The 19,909-nt window shown below is 66.9% G+C and carries 19 protein-coding genes; 5 read left to right on the top strand and 14 right to left on the bottom strand.

Translation table 11 applies throughout. From position 1 onward, the window contains the following. Nucleotides 1-321 precede the first annotated feature (321 nt). Nucleotides 322-2,172: an ABC transporter ATP-binding protein gene (locus tag CXY91_RS12810; protein ID WP_100961790.1), complete on the top strand. Its 1,851-nt coding sequence runs from the start codon at nucleotides 322-324 to the stop codon at nucleotides 2,170-2,172. 281 nt (nucleotides 2,173-2,453) lie between these two features. Here the strand turns inward: CXY91_RS12810 and CXY91_RS12805 are convergent, their stop codons facing one another. From CXY91_RS12805 to CXY91_RS12785, 5 genes are all read right to left on the bottom strand, one after another. Next, nucleotides 2,454-3,437, bottom strand: coding sequence for a peptide ABC transporter ATP-binding protein (locus CXY91_RS12805; RefSeq protein WP_100961789.1), 984 nt, complete (start codon nucleotides 3,435-3,437; stop codon nucleotides 2,454-2,456). Next, nucleotides 3,434-4,456, bottom strand: a complete 1,023-nt coding sequence (locus CXY91_RS12800) for an ABC transporter ATP-binding protein (protein WP_091837488.1) — start codon at nucleotides 4,454-4,456, stop codon at nucleotides 3,434-3,436. Before CXY91_RS12800 ends, CXY91_RS12805 begins: the two co-directional genes overlap by 4 nt. Before the next feature lie 4 nt (nucleotides 4,457-4,460). After that, entirely contained in the window at nucleotides 4,461-5,366 is a 906-nt protein-coding gene (locus CXY91_RS12795; protein WP_100961788.1) for an ABC transporter permease subunit, read from the bottom strand. 40 nt (nucleotides 5,367-5,406) lie between these two features. Continuing rightward, nucleotides 5,407-6,417, bottom strand: a complete 1,011-nt coding sequence (locus tag CXY91_RS12790) for an ABC transporter permease subunit (RefSeq protein WP_100961787.1) — start codon at nucleotides 6,415-6,417, stop codon at nucleotides 5,407-5,409. 282 nt (nucleotides 6,418-6,699) lie between these two features. After that, entirely contained in the window at nucleotides 6,700-8,292 is a 1,593-nt protein-coding gene (locus tag CXY91_RS12785; protein WP_100961786.1) for an ABC transporter substrate-binding protein, read from the bottom strand. Nucleotides 8,293-8,561: 269 nt separating this feature from the next. On the opposite strand from CXY91_RS12785, the gene CXY91_RS12780 reads away from it, so the two are divergent. Next, on the top strand, nucleotides 8,562-9,896 hold the full coding sequence (locus CXY91_RS12780; protein ID WP_100961785.1) for an 8-oxoguanine deaminase: 1,335 nt from the start codon (nucleotides 8,562-8,564) through the stop codon (nucleotides 9,894-9,896). Here CXY91_RS12780 and CXY91_RS12775 read toward each other — a convergent pair. The 4 genes from CXY91_RS12775 to CXY91_RS12760 form a co-directional block, all read right to left on the bottom strand. Further along, nucleotides 9,887-10,648 carry a pyrimidine 5'-nucleotidase gene (locus CXY91_RS12775; protein ID WP_091837478.1) on the bottom strand — a complete coding sequence of 254 codons (762 nt, stop codon included), beginning with the start codon at nucleotides 10,646-10,648 and terminating at the stop codon, nucleotides 9,887-9,889. The two genes, CXY91_RS12780 and CXY91_RS12775, sit on opposite strands and share 10 nt — an antisense overlap. 193 nt (nucleotides 10,649-10,841) lie before the next feature. Then, nucleotides 10,842-11,738 (bottom strand): acetylglutamate kinase, encoded by an 897-nt coding sequence (argB, locus tag CXY91_RS12770; protein ID WP_091837476.1) that lies wholly within the window; start codon nucleotides 11,736-11,738, stop codon nucleotides 10,842-10,844. An 89-nt stretch (nucleotides 11,739-11,827) separates the two neighbouring features. Next, nucleotides 11,828-12,199 (bottom strand): DUF423 domain-containing protein, encoded by a 372-nt coding sequence (locus CXY91_RS12765; RefSeq protein ID WP_100961784.1) that lies wholly within the window; start codon nucleotides 12,197-12,199, stop codon nucleotides 11,828-11,830. A gap of 113 nt (nucleotides 12,200-12,312) precedes the next feature. Next, a complete protein-coding gene (locus tag CXY91_RS12760) occupies nucleotides 12,313-13,338 on the bottom strand; it encodes a YihY/virulence factor BrkB family protein (RefSeq protein ID WP_100961783.1) in 1,026 nt (341 codons plus the stop codon). Between the two features lie 206 nt (nucleotides 13,339-13,544). On the opposite strand from CXY91_RS12760, the gene CXY91_RS12755 reads away from it, so the two are divergent. Then, nucleotides 13,545-14,255, top strand: coding sequence for an outer membrane protein (locus CXY91_RS12755; RefSeq protein ID WP_100961782.1), 711 nt, complete (start codon nucleotides 13,545-13,547; stop codon nucleotides 14,253-14,255). Between the two features lie 12 nt (nucleotides 14,256-14,267). On the opposite strand, the gene CXY91_RS12750 is transcribed toward CXY91_RS12755, so the two are convergent. Beyond that, a complete protein-coding gene (locus CXY91_RS12750; protein WP_100961781.1) occupies nucleotides 14,268-15,092 on the bottom strand; it encodes an AraC family transcriptional regulator in 825 nt (274 codons plus the stop codon). 68 nt (nucleotides 15,093-15,160) lie between these two features. Between CXY91_RS12750 and CXY91_RS12745 the strand changes: the two genes are divergently transcribed. Continuing rightward, nucleotides 15,161-16,336 (top strand): M20 aminoacylase family protein, encoded by a 1,176-nt coding sequence (locus CXY91_RS12745; RefSeq protein ID WP_100961780.1) that lies wholly within the window; start codon nucleotides 15,161-15,163, stop codon nucleotides 16,334-16,336. Next, entirely contained in the window at nucleotides 16,333-17,463 is a 1,131-nt protein-coding gene (locus CXY91_RS12740) for an aminotransferase class I/II-fold pyridoxal phosphate-dependent enzyme (protein WP_100961779.1), read from the top strand. The genes CXY91_RS12745 and CXY91_RS12740 overlap by 4 nt, the downstream gene beginning before the upstream one ends. Before the next feature lie 2 nt (nucleotides 17,464-17,465). Here the strand turns inward: CXY91_RS12740 and CXY91_RS12735 are convergent, their stop codons facing one another. From CXY91_RS12735 to CXY91_RS12720, 4 genes are read right to left on the bottom strand one after another with little or no spacing between them, the layout of a single operon-like run. After that, entirely contained in the window at nucleotides 17,466-17,768 is a 303-nt protein-coding gene (locus CXY91_RS12735; protein ID WP_100961778.1) for a DUF6958 family protein, read from the bottom strand. Continuing rightward, nucleotides 17,761-18,297, bottom strand: coding sequence for a GFA family protein (locus CXY91_RS12730; protein ID WP_100961777.1), 537 nt, complete (start codon nucleotides 18,295-18,297; stop codon nucleotides 17,761-17,763). The genes CXY91_RS12735 and CXY91_RS12730 overlap by 8 nt, the downstream gene beginning before the upstream one ends. After that, the gene (locus CXY91_RS12725; RefSeq protein WP_100961776.1) at nucleotides 18,294-18,932 is read right to left on the bottom strand and encodes a TetR/AcrR family transcriptional regulator; all 639 of its coding nucleotides are present in this window, start codon (nucleotides 18,930-18,932) and stop codon (nucleotides 18,294-18,296) included. The genes CXY91_RS12730 and CXY91_RS12725 overlap by 4 nt, the downstream gene beginning before the upstream one ends. A gap of 47 nt (nucleotides 18,933-18,979) precedes the next feature. Continuing rightward, nucleotides 18,980-19,849 carry a LysR substrate-binding domain-containing protein gene (locus tag CXY91_RS12720; RefSeq protein ID WP_100961775.1) on the bottom strand — a complete coding sequence of 290 codons (870 nt, stop codon included), beginning with the start codon at nucleotides 19,847-19,849 and terminating at the stop codon, nucleotides 18,980-18,982. Nucleotides 19,850-19,909 lie beyond the last annotated feature (60 nt).

Here is a 19,909-nt window from a genome sequence, read left to right as displayed (position 1 = left end):
GCGCCGGGCGAGCTCAGCCTGATCGCGATCGGCCGGCCGAGCAGCTTGTGGCGCTCCATCTCGGCTGGGGCCATGACGGCGCCGCTCGGTTTGGTCATGCAATGCAGGCGCGAGTCATGCTTCAATCAGCGCGCAATCCGTGCAGTCCGGTCGGGCGCCGGCGCAAAAAGCAGGCAGGCTGCTGAATCTTTTGTGACGCCGGCTGCTGACATCCGCCGCGCTCTGGGTATTCTGACACGACTTTCAACCCGGCCCACCGGCCGCGGGCTGGGCGTTCACGCCCGCTACGCAGCCCAATCAGATCGCTAAGAAGGACCAGGCATGACCTCTCCGATCCTCTCGGTCTCGAATCTGACGACCTCGTTCCGGGTCGAAGGACTCTGGAAGCCGGTCGTGCGCAACATCTCCTTCGACATCAAGCCGCAGGAAACGCTGGCGGTCGTCGGCGAATCCGGCTCGGGCAAGAGCGTCACGGCGCTCTCGATCATGCGGCTGACGCCGCCGAGCTCCAGCAAGATCGAGGGCTCGATCAAGCTCAACGGCAAGGAGCTGCTGACCCTGCCGGATGCGCAGATGCGTGAGATCCGCGGCAACGAGATCGCGATGATCTTCCAGGAGCCGATGACGTCGCTGAACCCGGTGCTGACCATCGGCTTCCAGATCGCCGAGGCGCTGATCCTGCATCGCAACATGTCGCGCTCCGAGGCCGAGGCCGAGACGGTGCGCCTGCTGGAGAAGGTCAAGATTCCCTCGGCGAAGTCGCGCTTCCACGAATATCCGCACCGCTTCTCCGGCGGCATGCGCCAGCGCGTGATGATCGCGATGGCGCTGGCCTGCAAGCCCAAGCTCCTGATCGCCGACGAGCCGACCACGGCGCTCGACGTGACCATCCAGGCGCAGATCCTCGAGCTGATCAAGACGCTGCAGGAGGAGGAGGGCATGTCGGTCCTCTTCATCACGCACGACATGGGCGTCGTCGCCGAGATCGCCGACCGCACCGTCGTCATGTACAATGGCGACGAGATCGAGACCGGCGCGACCGAGGACATCTTCGCCAATCCGCAGAAGCCCTACACCAAGTCGCTGCTCTCGGCCGTGCCGCGGCTGGGCTCGATGATCGGCCGCGGGCGTCCGATGCGCTTCCCGGTCGTCGACCGCGCGACCGGCGAATCCGATGTCCCGACCGAAACTCCCGATACGGTCCAGGCAGCCGAGCGCCCGGTGCTGGAAGTCTCGGGGCTGACGACACGCTTCGAGATCCGCTCGGGCCTGCTCTCCTCGGTCAAGGGCCGGGTGCATGCGGTCGAGAACGTCTCCTTCAGCCTGAAAGCGGGCGAGACGCTGGCGCTCGTCGGCGAATCCGGCTGTGGCAAGTCGACGACGGGCCGCTCGGTGCTGCGTCTGGTTGAGCCGCTCTCGGGCTCGGTGCTGCTCGATGGCGTCGACGTGCTCAAGCTCGGCCAGACCGAGCTGCGCGAGCAGCGCAAGCGCATGCAGATGATCTTCCAGGATCCGTTCGCCTCGCTCAACCCGCGCATGAATGTCGGCGCCGCGATCGCCGAGCCCTTGCTGATCAACAACCTCGCCAGCCGCTCGGAGGCACGCGACAAGGTCGCCGACCTGCTGAAGCGGGTCGGCCTGCTGCCCGACATGGCAAGCCGCTTCCCGCACGAATTCTCGGGCGGCCAGCGCCAGCGCATCTGCATCGCCCGCGCGCTCGCGGTCGAGCCGCGCCTGATCGTGGCGGACGAGGCGGTCTCCGCGCTCGACGTCTCCGTCAAGGCGCAGGTGGTCAACCTGATGCTCGACCTGCAGGCGCGGATGGGGCTGGGCTATCTCTTCATCTCGCACGACATGGCGGTGGTCGAGCGCGTCAGCCATCGCGTCGCAGTCATGTATCTCGGCGAGATCGTCGAGATCGGCCCGCGCGAGGCGATCTTCGGCAATCCGCAGCATCCCTACACCAAGCGCCTGCTGGCGGCGGTGCCGATCGCCGATCCGGCCCGGCGCCTGCAGAAGCGCCCGGTCTCGAACGACGAGATCAAGAGCCCGATCCGCCCGGCCGATTATGTCCCGCCGGTGCGCCAGTTCCGCGAGGTCTCGCCCGGCCATGCCGTGATGATCTGGGGCGAGGAATGGGAAAAGAAGGAGCCCGCAGCCGTCGCGGCGTGAGCGGGATTTCCGCGCGATTCGGCTGAGCCGCACGGTCTTTCCGGGGCGGGCTGAAAGCCTGAGCCCGGAACCCGTGTACACGACAGGACGCGATGCAGCGCCAAAGGGTTGGGCACTACCTGCTGAGAAAAGCGCGAGTCGTCCCGGGCGAAGACCCGGGACCCATTCCGGAACCTCTTTCGGATAGGCTCAGGCATGGATCCCGGATCGGCGCCGCTGACACGGCTTGTCCGGGATGACGGCGTGATGGCTGGTGTCGAAGCCTGAGCTTGGTCCGACCCTCAAGCCGCCGCCTTGGCCAAGAACGTCTCGGCGTAGTGGCAGGCGACCTGCCGTCCGTCGATCTCGCGCTTCTGCGGGCGCTCGGTCCGGCAGCGATCGGCGACGAAGGGGCAGCGGGTCGAGAAGACGCAGCCCGTCGGCGGGTTGAGCGGCGAGGGCAGTTCGCCGCGCAGCACGATCTTCTCGCGCTTGTCGCCGCCGACGCGCGGGGTCGAAGCGAGCAGCGCCTGCGTATAGGGATGCAAGGGGCGGGCGTAGATGCGCTCTTTCGGCCCGTGCTCGATGGCATTGCCGAGATACATCACCATCACGTCGTGGGCGATGTGGCGGACCACGCTGAGATCGTGCGAGATGAAGAGATAGGCGAGCTTGAGCTCGTCCTGCAGGTCGGCCAGCAGGTTGAGGACCTGCGCCTGGATCGAGATGTCGAGCGCCGAGACCGGCTCGTCCGCGACCACCACCTTCGGCGAGAGGATCAGCGCACGGGCGATCGCGATGCGCTGGCGCTGCCCCCCTGAGAACATGTGCGGGTAGCGGGCATAGTGCTCCGGCCGCAGACCGACCTTGGCCATCATGGCGCGGGCCTTTTCCGTGCGCTCGGCCTTGGAGAGGTCGGTGTTGATCAGCAGCGGCTCCTCCAGGATCGTGCCGATCTTCTTGCGCGGGTTGAGCGAGCCATAGGGGTTCTGGAAGACGAACTGGACGGTGCGGCGCAGACGGCGCTGCTCGCTCGCCGGCGGCGAGACGGCGTCGACCCCGTCGAGCGTCAGCGACCCGGAGGCCGGCTTCTCGATCAGGGTCGCCATGCGCGCCAGCGTCGACTTTCCGCAGCCGGATTCGCCGACCACGGCCAGAGTGCGCCCGGCCTCGACCGCGAAGGAGACCTTGTTCACCGCCTGCAATTGCGCCGTCGGGCGGAACAGCCCCTGCCTGACCTGATAGGTCTGGACGAGGTCGCGGGCTTCGATGACGGGATTGCTCATCGTGCCGCCTCCGTCGTCGCGCCGGCTTCGTCGCGGGCGCGCTCCGCCTCGCGCTGGAGATCGCCGAGGGGGTAATGGCAGCGCACATGCCCGTCCTGCCAGGACCTGAGCTCGGGCTGGACCGTGCGCGAATGCTCGGTGGCATAGGCGCAGCGCGGGCTGAACAGGCAGCCCTTCGGCCGGTCGTTGAGGCCGGGTACCATGCCGGGAATGGTTGCAAGGCGGTTCGCCCCTTCGCTGCGCTCGGGCAAAGCGGCGAGCAGCGCGGCGGAATAGGGGTGCTGCGGGGCAGAGAACAGCGCATCGACCTTGCGCTCTTCCATGATCTGCCCGGCATACATCACCATGATGCGCTGCGCGGTCTCGGCGACGACGCCCATATTGTGGGTGATCAGCACCAGCGCCATGTTGCGCTCGCGCTGCAGCGTCATCAGCAGGTCGAGGATCTGCGCCTGGATGGTGACGTCGAGCGCCGTGGTCGGCTCGTCGGCGATCAGCAGTCGCGGATTGCAGGCGATCGCCATGGCGATCATCACGCGCTGGTTCATGCCGCCGGAGAGCTGATGCGGATAAGCCTTGAGGCGGCTTTCCGGGGCGGGAATGCCGACCTGCTCGAGCAATTCGATCGCCCGATGCCTGGCTGCCTTGCGGTCCATGCCCTCATGCTTGCGCAGCGTCTCGGCGAGCTGGAAGCCGATGGTGAAGCAGGGGTTCAGGCTGGTGCTCGGCTCCTGGAAGATCATCGCCACGTCCTTGCCGGTAAGCTGGCGGCGCTCGCGGGCGGACATGGTCAGAAGGTCGCGGCCGTCGAAGCGCAGCTTGTCGGCGCGGACGCGGCCGGGATAGCCGACGAGGCCCATCAGCGCGAGCATGGTGACCGACTTGCCGGAGCCGGATTCGCCGACGACGCCGAGCACCTCGCCCTCGTCGAGGGTCAAGTCGATGCGGTCGACCGCGCGCAGGGTTCCCTGGGAGGTCGGGAACTCGACGCTGAGGTTTTCGATCTCGAGCAGGGGCATGGGATCAGCGCTTCAATTTGGGATCGAGGGCGTCGCGCAGCCCGTCGCCGAGCAGGTTGAAGGCGAGCACGGTGATCAGGATGGCCAGGCCCGGGAAGGTGACGACCCACCAGGCACGCATCACGAACTCGCGGGCGTCGGCGAGCATGGTGCCCCATTCCGGTGTCGGCGGCTGGGCGCCCAACCCGAGGAAGCCGAGTGCGGCGGCGTCGAGGATCGCGGTGGAGACGCCGAGCGTCGCCTGCACGATCAGCGGCGCGGCGCAGTTCGGCAGGATCTCCGAGAACATCAGCCTTGCCGTCCGCGCGCCGCTGACCTGGGCGGCGACGACATAGTCCTTCGAGGATTCGGCGATGACGGCGGCGCGGGTGATGCGGACATAGTGCGGCAGCACGACGATGGCGACGGCGAGCATCGCGTTCATCAAACCGGGCCCGAGGATGGCGACGATGACGATGGCGAGCAGCAGGCTCGGCATCGTCATCAGGATGTCCATCAGCCGCATGATCGCGATGTCGGCGATGCCCTTGAAGAAGCCGGCGACCAGGCCGAGCAGGATGCCGACGACGATAGCCAGCGCAACGACGGCGATACCGATCACCAGCGAGAGCCGCGCGCCATAGAGCAGCCGCGAGAAGATGTCGCGGCCGATCGCGTCGGTGCCGAGCGGATAGGAGAGCGAGCCGCCCTCCTGCCAGAATGGCGGCTTCAGGAAGACCGTGTTGTTGGTCAGGTTCGGATCGTGCGGGGCGATCAGCGGTGCGAACATCGCGCAGAACAGCACGAGGCCAATGACGACGAGCCCGGCGACGGCGCCGCGATTGGCGCTGAAATAGGTCCAGAACTCGCGGGCGGGATGCGGCGGCGCACCGGCGGGTGCGGCGGGAGCTTGCAAGATCTCGGTGCTCATGGGCGAAGGCTCCGATGTGAGCTGAGGGACTGGAGCCACATCATCGTGCGTGCCTGATGCGCGGGTTGATCACGCCGTACAGCAGGTCGACCAGGAGGTTGACACTCATCACCACCATGCCGAGGAGCAGGGTTCCGCCTTGCAGGACCGGGTAGTCGCGCCGGCTGATCGCCTCGATCAGCCATTTGCCGACGCCCGGCCAGGAGAAGATCGTCTCGGTCAGGATCGCGCCGGTGAAGAGCGTGCCGACCTGCAGGCCGATCACCGTGACGACCGGAATCAGCGCATTGCGCAGCGCATGCAGGGCGACGACCCGAAGGGGGGCCATGCCCTTGGCCCGGGCGGTGCGGATATAATCCTCGCCGAGCACCTCCAGCATGGCCGAGCGGGTCATGCGGGCGATGACGGCGAGCGGCACGGTGCCGAGCACGATCGCGGGCAGCACCAGATGCGACAGCGCCGACCAGAAGGCATCGGTGTCGCCGGCGAGGAGGCTGTCGATGGTGAGGAAGCCGGTGACCGGCTCGATGAAATACTGCACCGCGATGCGGCCGGAGACCGGGGTGATGCCGAGCTGGACCGAGAACAGCAGGATCAGCAGCAGGCCCCACCAGAAGATCGGCATCGAATAGCCGGTGAGCGAGATGCCCATCACGCCATGGTCGAAGATCGAATTGCGTTTCACCGCGGCGATGATGCCGGCCGGCAAGCCGATGAGCAGCGCGAGCAGGATGGCGCAGAGCGCAAGCTCGATGGTGGCGGGAAAAAGCTGGCCGAACTCGGAGAGGACGCTGTCGCGCGTCACGATCGACTTGCCGAGATCGCCCTGCACGACACGCTCGATATAGCGGCCGTACTGGACGAAGAGCGGCTGGTCGAGCCCGTATTCCTTCAGCAATTGCGCATGGCGGGCGGGATCGATGCCGCGTTCGCCGGCCATGGTCTCGATCGGATCGCCCGGAACGAGTCGGACCAGGAAGAAGGCCAGCAGCGTGATGCCGATGAAGGTCGGGATGACGAGGCTGACCCTGGTCAGGATGAAGCGAAGCATGGTTGCGCCAGTCTTATTGGCCGGGCGTCTCGTCGCGCGGCGGCCTGTCTTGTGATCTTATTCAAGTTCGAATTCCGGCGCAGCGCAAACACCAGAACGCTGCAAAGATCAAGAACGCGGCCACAAAATCGGTGGATCAACATGATCACGCGTAGCGCGGGAACTGTCTCGCGCGAAACACTCGACAAAATTCGGCGATCGAAATCGCAACAATAGAAACGATGAACGCACCGGCGAAGCAATGAATGCTCCGCCGGCGCCGGGGTTATCTGACGCAGACCGTCACTTGCCGATGTCGACGCCGTAGAAGACGTGGCGGCTGAACGGCGATAGCTTGAAGTCGATCACTTCCTTGCGGACCGGCTTGAGCTGCACCGCATGGGCGATGGTGAACCAAGGCGCCTGCTCCTTGAAGATCACCTGCGCCTGCCGGTAGAGCTTCTCGCGCTCGGCCTGGTCGGTGATCGTCTTGGCCTTCGTCACCAGCTCGTCGAAGGGCTGGTAGCAGAACTTGGCGACGTTGCCGCCATTGTTCTTGGAGGCGTCGCAGCCGAGCAGGGTGTGCAGGAAGTTGTCCGGATCGCCATTGTCGCCGGTCCAGCCGAACATGCCGGTCTGGTGCTCGCCCGCCTGCAGGCGCTTGCGGTACTCGCCCCATTCGAAGGTCTTGATCTCGGCCTTGATGCCGACCTTGGCGAGGTCGGCCTGCATCAGCTCGGCGATGCGCTTGGCGTTGGGGTTGTAGGGACGCTGCACCGGCATCGCCCAGAGATCGATCTCCAGCCCGTTCGGATAGCCGGCATCGGCCAGCTCCTTTTTGGCGGCTTCCGGATCGAAGGGATCGTCCTTGATCGTCTCGTTATAGGACCACATGGTCGGCGGGATCGGGTTGGTCGCCGCGACGCCGCTGGTGAGATAGACCGCGTCGATGATCGCCTTCTTGTTGATCGCCTTGTTGACGGCGCGGCGGACCTTGACGTCGTCGAACGGCTTCTTGGTGGTGTTGTAGGCGAGATAGCCGATGTTCAGGCCCGGCTGCTCGAGGATCTGGACGTTGGCGTCCTTCTTGATGGCGTCGAGATCGGCCGGGTTCGGATAGGGCATGACATGGCATTCGCCCTTCTGCAGCTTGGCCCAGCGCACCGAGGCGTCAGGCGTGATCGCGAAGATCAGGTCGTCGATCTTGGCCTTGCCGGCCCAGTACTCGGGGAAGGCCTTGTAGCGGATGATCGCGTCCTTCTGGTACTGCACCAGATAGAACGCGCCGGTGCCGACCGGCTCCTGGTCGAGCTTCTCGGGCGTGCCGGCCTTGAGCATGGCGTCGGCATATTCCTTCGACTGCACGCCGGCATATTGCATGGCGAGGTCGGCGAGGAACGGCGCCTCAGGCTGATTCAGCGTGATCTTGACGGTGTAGTCATCGACCTTCTCGACCGACTTCAGGAGCTTGGGCATGCCCATGTCGTTGAAGTAGGAGTGGTTCGAGCTGGTCACCTTGTAATAGGGGTGCGCCTCCTTCCATTGCCGCTCGAACATGAACATCACGTCGTCGGCGTTGAAGTCGCGCGTCGGCTTGAAGTTCTTGTTCGAATGCCACTTCACGTTCTTGCGCAGGTAGAGGGTGTAGGTCAGGCCATCCGGCGAGACGTCCCACTTCTCCGCCAGGGCCGGCTGGACCTTGACCCCGCCGCGCTCGAACTGGACGATGGTGTCGTAGATCTGGGTGTTGGCGTCGAACGAGGTGCCGGTGGTGTTGACGCTCGGCGCGAAATTCTCCGGGCTGCCTTCCGAGCAATAGACGAGCGTCTTGGCGGCCAGCGGCTGCGCCGCCATCAGCGCCGAGGCCGACAGCGTCGCCAGCAACAATTTCTTCATGGGATCTCTCCTTGAGCCACGCTTCGCCTCGCGAGGCGAACGTTTTCCCCTGTTGGACCGGAAGCCTCGCGGTGAAAATTCCGCCGGCCGCCTTGCCAACAGCTTATTGAAAGATGGCGGGCGCGAACAGCCGTCCGGGTTCACCCTGGGCGTGTGTTTTTGCGCCGGAGCACGCCAACCTCATCCGGAAGACCCAGGACCGGGGGCTGGCCTTCATGACCGTCCAAGCCTATGCCATTGCTGGAGAATCACCGAGCGCCGGACCCGTCATGCGCACCTGGATCAGGAACCCGCTCGCCATCCTCGCCGAGAATGCGGGAGGCGGGATCGTGGTGGAAGACGGGGTGATCGTCGAGCTCGTCGCGAGCGGGGGCTATCCGGCGCTGCCGGTGACCGAGACCTTCGATGCCTCCGGCCATGTCGTGCTGCCGGGGCTGATCAACACCCACCACCATTTCTACCAGACGCTGACCCGCGCCCATCCCGCGGCGATCGACCGCGAGCTCTTCCCCTGGCTGAAGGCGCTCTACCCGCTCTGGGCGCGTTTGCGGCCGGAGGATCTGCGGCTGGCGGTGCGTGCTGCGCTGGTCGAGCTGATGCTGTCGGGCTGCACCACTGCCGCCGACCACCACTATCTCTACCCCGCCGGGCTTGAGAACGCGGTCGACATCGCCGTCGAGGAGGCGCGGGCGCTCGGCATCCGCGTCACCATCTCGCGCGGCTCGATGAACCTGTCGCAGAAGGATGGCGGCCTGCCGCCGGACGAGGTGGTGCAGGACGAGGACACCATTCTCGCCGATTGCGAGCGGGTGCTCGGCCTGTTCCATGACCCCAAGCCCGGCAGCATGGTGCAGATCGCGCTCGCGCCCTGCTCGCCCTTCTCGGTGACGACCTCGCTGATGGCGGCTTCGGCCGAGCTGGCGACGCGCTTCGATGCGCCGCTGCATACCCATCTGGCCGAAACAGAGGACGAGGACGCCTACTGCCGGGAAGTCTACGGCAAGCGCCCGCTCGACCTGCTGGAGGAGGCCGGCTGGCTGCGGCCGAAGACCTGGCTGGCGCATGGCATCCATTTCTCCTGCGAGGAATGCGAGCGGCTCGGCAAGGCCGGCGTCGGCGTCTGCCATTGCCCGACCTCGAACGGCGTTCTCGCCTCGGGCTTCTGCAAGACGCGCGAGCTGGAGGCGGCCGGTGCGCCGCTCGGCCTCGGCGTCGACGGCTCGGCCAGCAATGACGGCTCGAACCTGATGGAGGAGTTGCGCCACGCCCTGCTGGTCAATCGCCTGCAGTACAAGAGTGCCAGTGCGGTGACGGCGCGCGACACGATCCGCTGGGCGACGGAGGGCTCGGCGCGCTGCCTGGGGCGTTCCGATATCGGCCGGATCGCCGTCGGCCTGCAGGCCGATCTTGCCTTCTATCGCCTCGACGAACTGCGCTTCTCGGGCGCGCATGACCCGATCGCGGCGCTGGTGCTTTGCGGGGCGAACCGGGCGGACCGCGTCATGATCGGTGGGCGCTGGCGGGTGATCGACGGCGCGATCCCGGGGCTCGATCTGACGAGTCTGCGCCGGGCGCATGGGCTCGCGGCGGAGCGTTACGCCTGAGGCGTTGCGAGCGGGATGGTCTCGCTCGCCCGCATCAGCGGCTTCAGGAAGCCGGTCAGGTCATTCGTGACGAAATGGACGTGGGCGGCCTCGACCACCGCCTGCTCCGCGGCATCGCGGAAGGGATCGGGCGTGCGCGGTACGATCAGGACCGTCTTCATGCCGAGATCGTTCGGCACGATCAGGTTCTTGTCGATGTCCTCGAACATTGCCGCGCGCGCCGGATCGATCGCATGCTTGGCGAGGAAGTTCTCGTAGGTCGCGCGCTCGGGCTTGGGCAGGAAGCCGGCCTCGACGATGTCGAAGATGTCCTCGAAGTGATGGAGGATCCCAAGCTTGCCGGCGACGTTCTCGGCATGGCCACGCGAGCCATTGGTCAGGATCAGCTTGCGGCCGGGCAGGGCGGCGATCGCCGCGCCGAGATCGGGATTGGGATCGAGCATCGTCAGGTCGATGTCGTGGGCGAAGGCGAGGAAGTCGTCGGGGTCGACACCATGCTCCGACATCAGCCCGTTCAGGGTCGTGCCGTAGCGCTCGTAGTAATAGCGGCGCAGCTCGTACGAGGAGAGGCCGTCGAGACCGAAGAGCTGGAGCAGATACAGGCTGATCCGCTCATTGACCTGCGGCCAGACCTGCGCCTCGTGCGAATAGAGCGTGTTGTCGAGGTCGAAGATCCAGTGGTCGACATGGCCGAACGCTGCCTGCTCCGGCAGGAGCGGAACGGCGGCGGTGATTGATGCATTCTGGTTCATTGGGTCATGTCATGTGGGACGCGCCATCATGACATGCAAGATGCTTGCAAAGTCCTTGCGATAGCGAAGTACGCCGTCATGCTCGGGCTCGACCCGAGCATCTCATGCCGGAGCAAGCGCCGATCAGCGCCTTCTCGTCATAAGATTCCCGGGTCTGCGCTTCGCTCCGCCCGGGAATGACGGCCGCGACTTCTCACTTCCGGATGATCGTGCCGGAACCTGTATCGGTGAAGAGCTCGATCAGCGCCGCATGCGGGACCTTGCCGTCGAGGATGACGACGGCTTCGACGCCCTTTTCCAGCGCGTAGATGCAGGTCTCGATCTTCGGGATCATGCCGCCGGAGATGGTGCCGTCGGCGATTAGGCGCCGGCACTGCTCGATGGTGAGCTCGGGGATCAGCTTCTTGTCCTTGTCGAGGACGCCCGGCACGTCGGTGAGCAGCAGCAGGCGCTTGGCGTTGAGGGCTCCGGCGATCGCGCCGGCGAAGGTGTCGGCGTTGACATTGTAGGTCTGGCCGTCGGCAGCGGCGCAGACCGGCGCCAGCACCGGGATCAGTTCTTCCTTGAGGATCGCCTTGAGCACGGTGGTGTCGACCGTCTCGGGCTCGCCGACGAAGCCGAGGTCGAGGACCTGCTCGATCTTGGAATCGGGATCGACGATGGTGCGCGTCGCCTTCCGGGCGGTCACCATGTTGCCGTCCTTGCCGCAGAGGCCGATCGCCTTGCCGCCCTCGCGCGAGATGTAGCCGACGATCTCCTTGTTGACCGAGCCGGCCAGGACCATCTCGACCACGTCGACGGTGGCGGCGTCGGTGACGCGCAGACCCTGCTTGAACTCGGACTTGATGCCGAGCTTCTCCAGCATGCGGGCGATCTGCGGGCCGCCGCCATGACAGACCACCGGCTTCAGGCCGGATTGCTCGAGCAGCACCACGTCTTCGGCGAAATCCTCGGCGGTGGCGGCGTCGCCCATGGCGTTGCCGCCATACTTGATGACGATCACCTCCTGGTCGTAGCGCTGCATGTGCGGCAGCGCCTGGACGAGCAGTTCGGCGGCTTGCGAGGGCGTGAGATTGTGAGGGGCGTTCATCGGCAGGCTCCGCGAAGGCGCAGGGAGGCAGCCGCGCCGCGCCGCGTTCTAGCGGAAGACGAAAGGCTGCGAAAGCGCGGCGATGCCGGTCAGGCTCGTTTGGCGAACACCGCCGCGATGACGAGCCCGAGCCAGCCGCCGAGCATCATGAAGCCGCCGGCCGGTGCAGCGCCGAGGAAGAGCCGCTCGCCATGGAAGCCGCGCATCGCGAGGTCGGCCGAAAACAGCGCGACGCCGAGGATCAGCAGCGAGATCGCGAGCCGTGCCGGCCAATCGGCGAGCAATTCGGCGCGACGCGCGGCGCAGGCTGCGATCACCGGGGGCGCGTGAAAGAGCAGCATCTGCCCGGCGATCTGGACGTTGTCGGACGCGCCGGAATGCGTGCCGGCGGCAAGCAGGGTCACGCCTGACAGCCCCATCAGCATGGCGATGGTAAGGTGGATGCGGGTCGCGGTGATCATGGGCCTATCCGTGCGGCTGGCCGGGCAGGGGCCCTGGCGTGCCGAGGAGGAGATGCCGCGGCCGAGGGGAAGGTCAAGCGGGTGCGGCTGTGGCATCATGCTCCAGCGGAGCTTCAGCGTCCCCCGGGCGTGCTGCGGCTGAGCGGCGTCACCGGGGCCGGGGCGGAGCCATAGCGGGCCTGGTGCTCCAGTTCGGCATTGAGCTCGGCGCCCGAGAGCACGATCGTCGCCGAGAGCCAGAGCCAGGTCATGAACACGACGATGGTAGCGAGCGAGCCATAGGTCGCGGTGTAGCGGCCGAGCGTGCTGACATAGAAGGAGAAGCCGATGGAGGTCGCGACCCAGAGCAGTGCTGCGGCGATGGCGCCGGGCAGCACCCAGGCGAATCGCGGCGGCTTGCGGCTTGGGCCGATCCAGTAGAGGCAGCCGATCGCGGTGATGCCGACGAGGAAGAAGGCCGGCCAGCGCAGCCAGCGGATCAGCACCTCCAACTCATGGCCGAAGGGGAAGAGCGCAGTGACCACGGGCAGGCTCGCAATCAGGGCGAGCGCCAGGATGAGCACGAAGAGGGCGCTCAGCGTCGTGCCGAGCGAGACAAGATTCAGGCGGATGAAGCCGCGGCGCTCGCGCACGCCGTAGATGATGTTGAGGGCATCGAAGATGGCCTTCATCGCGGCATTGGCGCTCCAGACCGCGACGAGGAAGCTGATCAGGAAGGTCACGGAGAGATTGGCGGTGTCCTGGCTCGAGAGCCGGATCGCCTGCTCGCGGATCAGTTCGCGCGCCGCCAGCGGGAAGACGATGGTGACGTCGTCGAGCTGGCCGACGATCGTCGCCGGGTCGGTCAGCATGCCGTAGAGCGTCACCAGCAGCGACAGCGCCGGGACCAGCGAGAGCAGGGTGAAGAAGGCGACGGCGCCGGCGAGCGAGAGCACCCGCGCCTCCTGAACGCGGGCGCCGAAGCGCAATAGCACATCCTTCCAGCCGCGCCAGGGCAGGGTGATTGGGCTCCTGGCACCGCGTCCCTGCCTTGCCTGGCGCAAGGGTTCGCCGACCCGCCGCGAAACCAGCCCGTGGACATAACCTGCGGCCATGGCTGCGAGCCCGGCTGCGCCTGTCAGTCGCTTGAAATAGGCCATGGGCGCTCCGGTCCGAAGGCGGCCGATGTTAAACCGATCCGCCGCGCTGCCAACGCCGCGGCAAAGGTTTTCGTTCCGGGCCGGCGCGGGCGAAAAGCGGCTTAGAGGTTCGTTAACCTTAACAATTTCATAATCGGGCTCCCGTCGCCACCGCGGCGCCGGCCGGATTCTCGCTGGCCGCAGCCGTCGTTCGAGCCGAGATCTTGATGAAGACCCTGCTGAAAGCCGCCGTCGCCGCCATCGCCCTGCTGAGTGCCGGAGCCTCGCTGGCAGCCGATCTGCGCGGCAGGGGCGTCCTGCCACCGGCGCCGGAACTGCCGACCTTCTACAACTGGAGCGGCGTCTATGTCGGCGGACAGGTCGGCTACTCCTGGGGCTCCGACCGGGCCAGCGAATTCGCGACTGCCGGCCGCGTGCCGCTCGGCCGCTCCTTCGACTACAGCCCGTCCTCCTTCATCGGCGGCGCCCGCCTCGGCTTCAACTATCAGCTCGGGGCTATCGTCGTCGGTATCGAGGGCGACATCGAGGGCATGAATGCCGCCGAAGGGAAGGGCGATGTCGGCGGCGTGGTCCGGGTCCGGCAGGACTGGCAGGGCTCGGTGCGCGCCCGCCTCGGCTACAGCCTCGACCGCATCCTAGTCTACGCCACCGGCGGCGTCGCCTTCACCAAGCTCGAATACGCCTATGTCAGCCCGCTGGCAGGCCTGACCGAGACGATCAATTCCTCCAGGACCGGCTGGACGGTCGGCGGCGGCGTCGATTACGCCCTGACCGACAATCTCATCCTCGGCCTCGACTATCGCTATACCGATTATGGCCGCTTCGACCATGTCGGGGGGAGCGCCTATCTCGGCCGCACGGTCGAGCACGAACCGTCGGCCCATGCGGTGCGCGCCAGCCTCGCCTACAAGTTTTGAGATAGCGCGGCGTCAGCCCGCCCGGCGGAACATGCCGGGCGTGATGCCGTGCACTGCGCGGAAGCTGCGCGAGAGATGGCTCTGGTCGGAAAAGCCGGCGGCGAAAGCGGCGTCTGCCAGGCTGGCGCCCTCCTGGATCAGCCGGTTGGCGCGGCGCAGGCGGCGGTCGCGGATGAAGGTGGCAGGGGTCGAGCCGGTGAGCTTCTTGAAGTCGCGGATGACCTGGAAACGGGTGACGCCGGCCGCTGCGGCGAGGGCCTGCAAGTCGAGATCCTCGGCGAGGTTGTCCTCGATCACCTCCTCATAGCGGGCGAAGCGACGTTGCGCGCCTGAGCGATTGAGCGGTTCGGCCGGCCGGTCGGTGTCGCCATGCCGGAGGATCAGGCGGCGCAGCGCGCTCAGCAGCGAAGCTTCGGCGCGGGTCGCATCCGCCGAGGTCGATTCCATGTGGGCTGCTGCCAGCAGCCGGGAGAGCTCGGGATCGTCGAGCAGGGCCCGCGGGAACAGCGGCGCCTGCGCCTGCCCGAGTTCGGTCGCAACCTCCGAAAGCAGCGAGACCGAGGGATAGAAGGTGCGGTAGGCCCAGCCCTGCTCGGCGCCGGCTTCGCCATCATGCCATTCCTCGGGATTGACGACGAGCACCGAGCCGGCGGGCGCCAGAACCTCCTGCCTGCCGACGCGCACGCGCTCGCAGCCTTCGGTGATCAATGCGATGACGTAGCCGTCATGGGTGTGGCGGTCATAGCGATGCTCGCGGAAGCGCGCCGCGAGCAGGCCGAGCTCGCGGAAGGCGGCGTGGCGCCAGAACGCCTGACTCTCCTGCTGCGGCTCGTTCATCGGTCAATCTGGTTCAAGACGCTGCCCGGCTCGCTCTCCTAATCCTCCGGCACGGACAGGAGAGAACCATGCTGCACAATGACCCGATCGCCAGGCTGACGCCAGAGGTCGTCGCCTGGCGCCATCACATCCACGCCAATCCCGAACTCGGCTTCCAGGAAATCGAGACCGCCCGCTTCGTCGCCGAGAAGCTGCGCTCCTTCGGCCTGGAGGTGCAGGAACGCATCGGCGGCACCGGCGTCGTCGGCACGCTGCGTGCGGGCTCGGGCAAGCGCGCCATCGGGCTGCGCGCCGAGCTCGACGCGCTGCCGGTGATCGAGCGCACCGGCCTGCCTTATGCCTCGAAGACCGAGGGCGTGATGCATGCCTGCGGTCATGACGGCCACAGCGCCATGCTGCTCGGGGCGGCGAAGCTGTTGAGCGAGGCGCCGGATTTCGACGGCACCGTCCACTTCATCTTCCAGCCGGCCGAGGAGAACGAGGGCGGCAGCATGAAGATGATCGAGGCCGGGCTGTTCGAGCGCTTCCCGGTCGAGGCGGTCTATGCCGTGCACAACTGGCCGGGCGTGCCTTTCGGCACGATCGCAGCCCGCGCCGGGGCGCAGATGGCCGCGGTCGACAATTTCGAGCTGCGCTTCTCCGGCCTCGGCGCCCATGTCGCCATGCCGCATCTCGGCGACGACCCGATCCTCGCCGCCGGGGCCTTCATCCAGAGCGTGCAGCGGATCGTCTCGCGCGCCGTCGACCCGCAGACGCCGATCGTCGTCAGCCTGACCCAGGTCCATGGCGGCAATGTCGGCAACATCGTGCCGAAAGAGGTCTGGCTGCAGGGCACCTGCCGCTTCTTCGATCCGGCATTGTCCGATCTTTGCGAGCGGCTGATCGGCGAGATCGCTGATGGTGTCGCCGCCTCGCATGGCGTCACTGCGGCGCTCGACTACAAGCGCGGCTATCCGCCGGTGATCAACGCTGCCGAGGCGGCGGCATTGGCTGCTCGGGCGGCGGCTGCGGCTGTCGGGCCGGAGAACGTCATGGCCGAGTTCAAGCCGAGCCTGGGCTGCGAGGATTTCGCCTTCATGATCCGCGCCGCAGGCGGCTGCTATGCCTGGATCGGCGCCGGCGAGGTCGGGCCGGGCGAGGGCCTGCACGGCGACCGTTACGTCTTCAACGATGCGATCGTTCCGCATGTGCTGCGCTACTGGCAGAGCCTCGTCGCCGGCGCGCTACCGAAGGTGGCGCCATGAACGCGCATGTCACCACCCGCAGGGTGATAGAGCGTCGATCCGGCGGGCGCATTCTGCTCGATGGCGTCGATACGATCATGCTCGGCGCCAACGACTATCTCGGCCTCTCGACCGATGAGCGCGTGCTGGCGGCGACCAATGAGGCGCTGCGGCTCTATGGCAGCGGCACCGGCATCTACCCGGTCTTCGCGACGACGCCTTTGCACGAGGCGCTGGCGGAGAATCTCGCCTCCTACCTCGGCGTCGAGGCGGTGGTGCTGTTCTCCTCCGGCGGCAGCGCCAATGGCGGGGTGCTGACGACCCTGGTCGGCGCCGGCGACGTCATCATCTCCGACCGGCTGAACCATGCCAGCATCATCGATGGCTGCCGGCTCAGCCGTGCCGAGGTCGAGACCTATGAGAACCGTAACGTCGCCGGCCTGCGGCGGGCGTTGGAGGGAACGAGACGGGCGAAGAGGCGCCTGATCGTCACCGACGGCATCTTCAGCATGGAGGGCGGCGCGGCGCCGCTGCCCGAAATCCAGGCGCTGGCGCGCGAGTTCGACGCGCTGCTGATGATCGACGAGGCGCATGCGACCGGCGTGATCGGGCCAGGAGGTACCGGCACCGCACCGCTCTGCGGGCTCGCCAATGGTGCGGCGGACATGCTGCTGACCGGTTCGCTGTCGAAGGCGCTGGGCGGCGCCAGCGGCGGCTTCGTTGCCGGGCCGCGCGCGCTGATCGAGACGCTGAAGGCCAAGTCGCGCAGCTGGATCTTCACCATGGGGATGACGACGGCCAATGCCGCGACGGCGCTGACGGCGCTGAAGATCTGCCGCGACGATCCCGGTCCGCGCGAGCGACTCTGGCGCAATGTCGCGCATCTGCGCGAGGCGCTGCGCTTCTATGCGCTGGCCTGCCATGACAGCGACAGCGCCATCACGGCCGTGAAGGTCGGCGGCGAGGAGCGGGCGCGGGCGATGACAGCGCGCCTGACCCGGGCTGGAGTGTTCGCACCGGCGGTGTCCTTCCCGATCGTGGCACAGGGTGAGGCGCGGCTGCGGCTGCAGGTCAGCGCCGCGCATGAGCTGGCCGAACTCGACGAAGCCGCTGCCGCGCTGGCGACGGCCTTCGCCGAGACGGCTTGAGGTCAGCTCGCCGCGAGCCGGTAGAGATGCACCGGCTTGCGCGGGGCGCGTTTGATCACGCCCTTCGCTTCGAGGTCGAGCTGGACGGCCTTCAACCACCAGCCGGCCGTAGCGCCCTGCGGGAAAAGCTCATCCGGCAGGAGCGGCAGCAGCGCCTCCTTCGCGTCGGGGACGGTCAGCCCCGGCGCCTCGTCCGGCAATGCCGCGAGCAGCGCCTTGCGCATCGCCAGGTACTTGGCGCGGTCGACCCGCTCGGACTTGCCGGGCTTGTTGACGTTCTCGATCTCGATCTTGTCGTCAGGCATCGATCGTTCCCGCTGTCGTGATCGTCGGGTTGCGGAAGCCCATGGCGACCCAGGCGCCGAGCAGCTTCAGGTAGAACGAGACCGTGTGGGTCTTCAGGTTCGGGATGTCGGCGGGCAAAGCGGAGGCGTCGGGCAGGTCGCCGGTCATGGTCCGCAATTCCGGGTTCGGCCGGGTGTCCTCCGGCCAGAGATGGAGATAGAGGCTGAGCCAGTGCGCGCCCTTCATTTCCAGGAAGATGGGCGTGTTGCAGCAGGTGGCGACGATGCGGCGCGAGCCGGCATCGGGCTTGAGCCGGAACTCGCGCAGGCTCTCCGCGCCTGCGACGATCTCGACCCGGTCCTTGCGGTATTCGGCTGATGGCGTCGCGCCATGGGCGGTGAGGATATCGCTGCCGCCGGGCAGCTTGGCGAGCCGCGCCGCCGCGGCCCGGCAGCTGTCGCACAGGCATTCGGAGACAAGGATCGGGGCGCCCTGCACCCTCAGCCGCGTATGGCCGCAGGTGCAGCCGATCGTCATGGATTGGCTCATGCTGCGCGTTCCTCAGCGATATGGAAGAGATGGCGGATGTAGCGACCCAGATGGTCGAGGCTTTCGCGCGCCAGATCCGGATCATTGCCGGCCTTGGCGAGAACGAAGCCGCCCTGCAAGACAGCCTGCGTGTGCCTGGCCAAGCTCTCGGCACTCCAACTGGCCGTGGTGATGCCGTGGTCGCGGCGGGCCTGTTCGATATCGGCCTCCAGCGTCGCGGCATGGCCGAAGATGCTGCGGCCGCAGGCGTCGCGGATATCGGGCGCGCTGGCATGGACTTCCTGCGCCAGCGTCCCGACCAGGCAGGTGAACTCTGCGAGGTCGCCGGCGATGATCGCCTTGCGGAAGGCGACATAGGCGAGAACGCGGTCGAGGGCGTTGGCCGGCTCGTGATAGGGGGCAGCCGCGAAAAAGGGCGTGACTTCCTGCGTCCAGAACTCGGCCGCGGCGACGCCGAGTGCCTCCTTGCTCTCGAAATGGTGGAAGAAGGCGCCCTTGGTCACATCCGCGGCGCGGCAGAAATCATCGACGCTGGTGCCGGCGAAGCCCTTGGCGCGTATGACATCGCGCGCCGCTTCGAGCAGGCGAGTGCGAGCATTGCCGCGCTCGGGAGACTGCTTGGTGGGGCGTGCCATGGGAAATACATACCATACAGTCGGTATGTTGCAAGCGTTTCCTTTGATCAGCCGCGCTGGGCAAGCAACCACGCCCTGACCAGTGCGGTCTGCTCGGCATGCCGCGGCTTGCGGGCGCTGACCACGTAGAAGTCAAGGCCGCCGCGCATGCTCGCCGTCGTCGCCAAAGCGAGGCGGCCGGCGGCGAGGTCGGGCTCGACCAGGAAGCGGCTGGCGAGTGCGACGCCCTGGCCGGCGATCGCCGCGTCGATCGCCAGCGCCGTCTGGTTGAAGCGCGTGCTGCGGATGGCCAGCGGCATGGAACGCCCGAGCGCACGCTCGAAGAATTCCGGCCAGAGATCGTGCCCGTCGCGCAGCAGCGGCAGGCGCGCCAACTCCTCCTCGTCAGGGCGCAGGGCCGGCTGGCAGATTGCGACGATGTCGTGCCCGAACAGGAGGTCCGCAGTCAGGCCGGGGCCGAAGGGCGGGCGGCCCTGGCGGATCGCGATGTCGACGCCATCCGACTGGAAGTTCGCCAGCGCGTCGCTGGCGAGGATGCTGAGTTCGAGCTGCGGATGGGCGGCGGTGAACTCGGGCAGGCGCGGCACAAGCCATTTCGCCGCGATACTCGGCGTCGCACTGATCGTCAGTCGCAGCGGTTGAGGGCGTAGATTATCGGTCGCCTCGGCCAGCAGGGCGAAGGCGCGGGCGACATGGGTCGCATAGCTGCGCCCGGCACTGGTCAGCGCGAGCAGGCGCGGCTGGCGCTCGAACAATTTCAGCCGCAGCTCGCTTTCGAGGCCGCGGACATGCTGGGCGACGGCGCCTTGGGTGACGCCGAGCTCATCGGCGGCAGCGCGGAAATTGAGATGCCGCGCCGCCGCTTCGAAGGCGCGTAGCGCATTGAGCGAAGGCAGGCGCTGCTGCGGTTCTGTCACGCAGTAGTTTCTCTATCGATATGACGCTGGCCAACTCGCTGGCGAGTTTATGCTGGGAAT

The sequence above is a fragment of the Allobosea sp. FBZP-16 genome (genome assembly GCF_002831785.1).
Taxonomy (GTDB): Bacteria; Pseudomonadota; Alphaproteobacteria; order Rhizobiales; family Beijerinckiaceae; genus Allobosea; species Allobosea lupini.
This window is presented reverse-complemented; position numbering and strand designations above follow the sequence as displayed.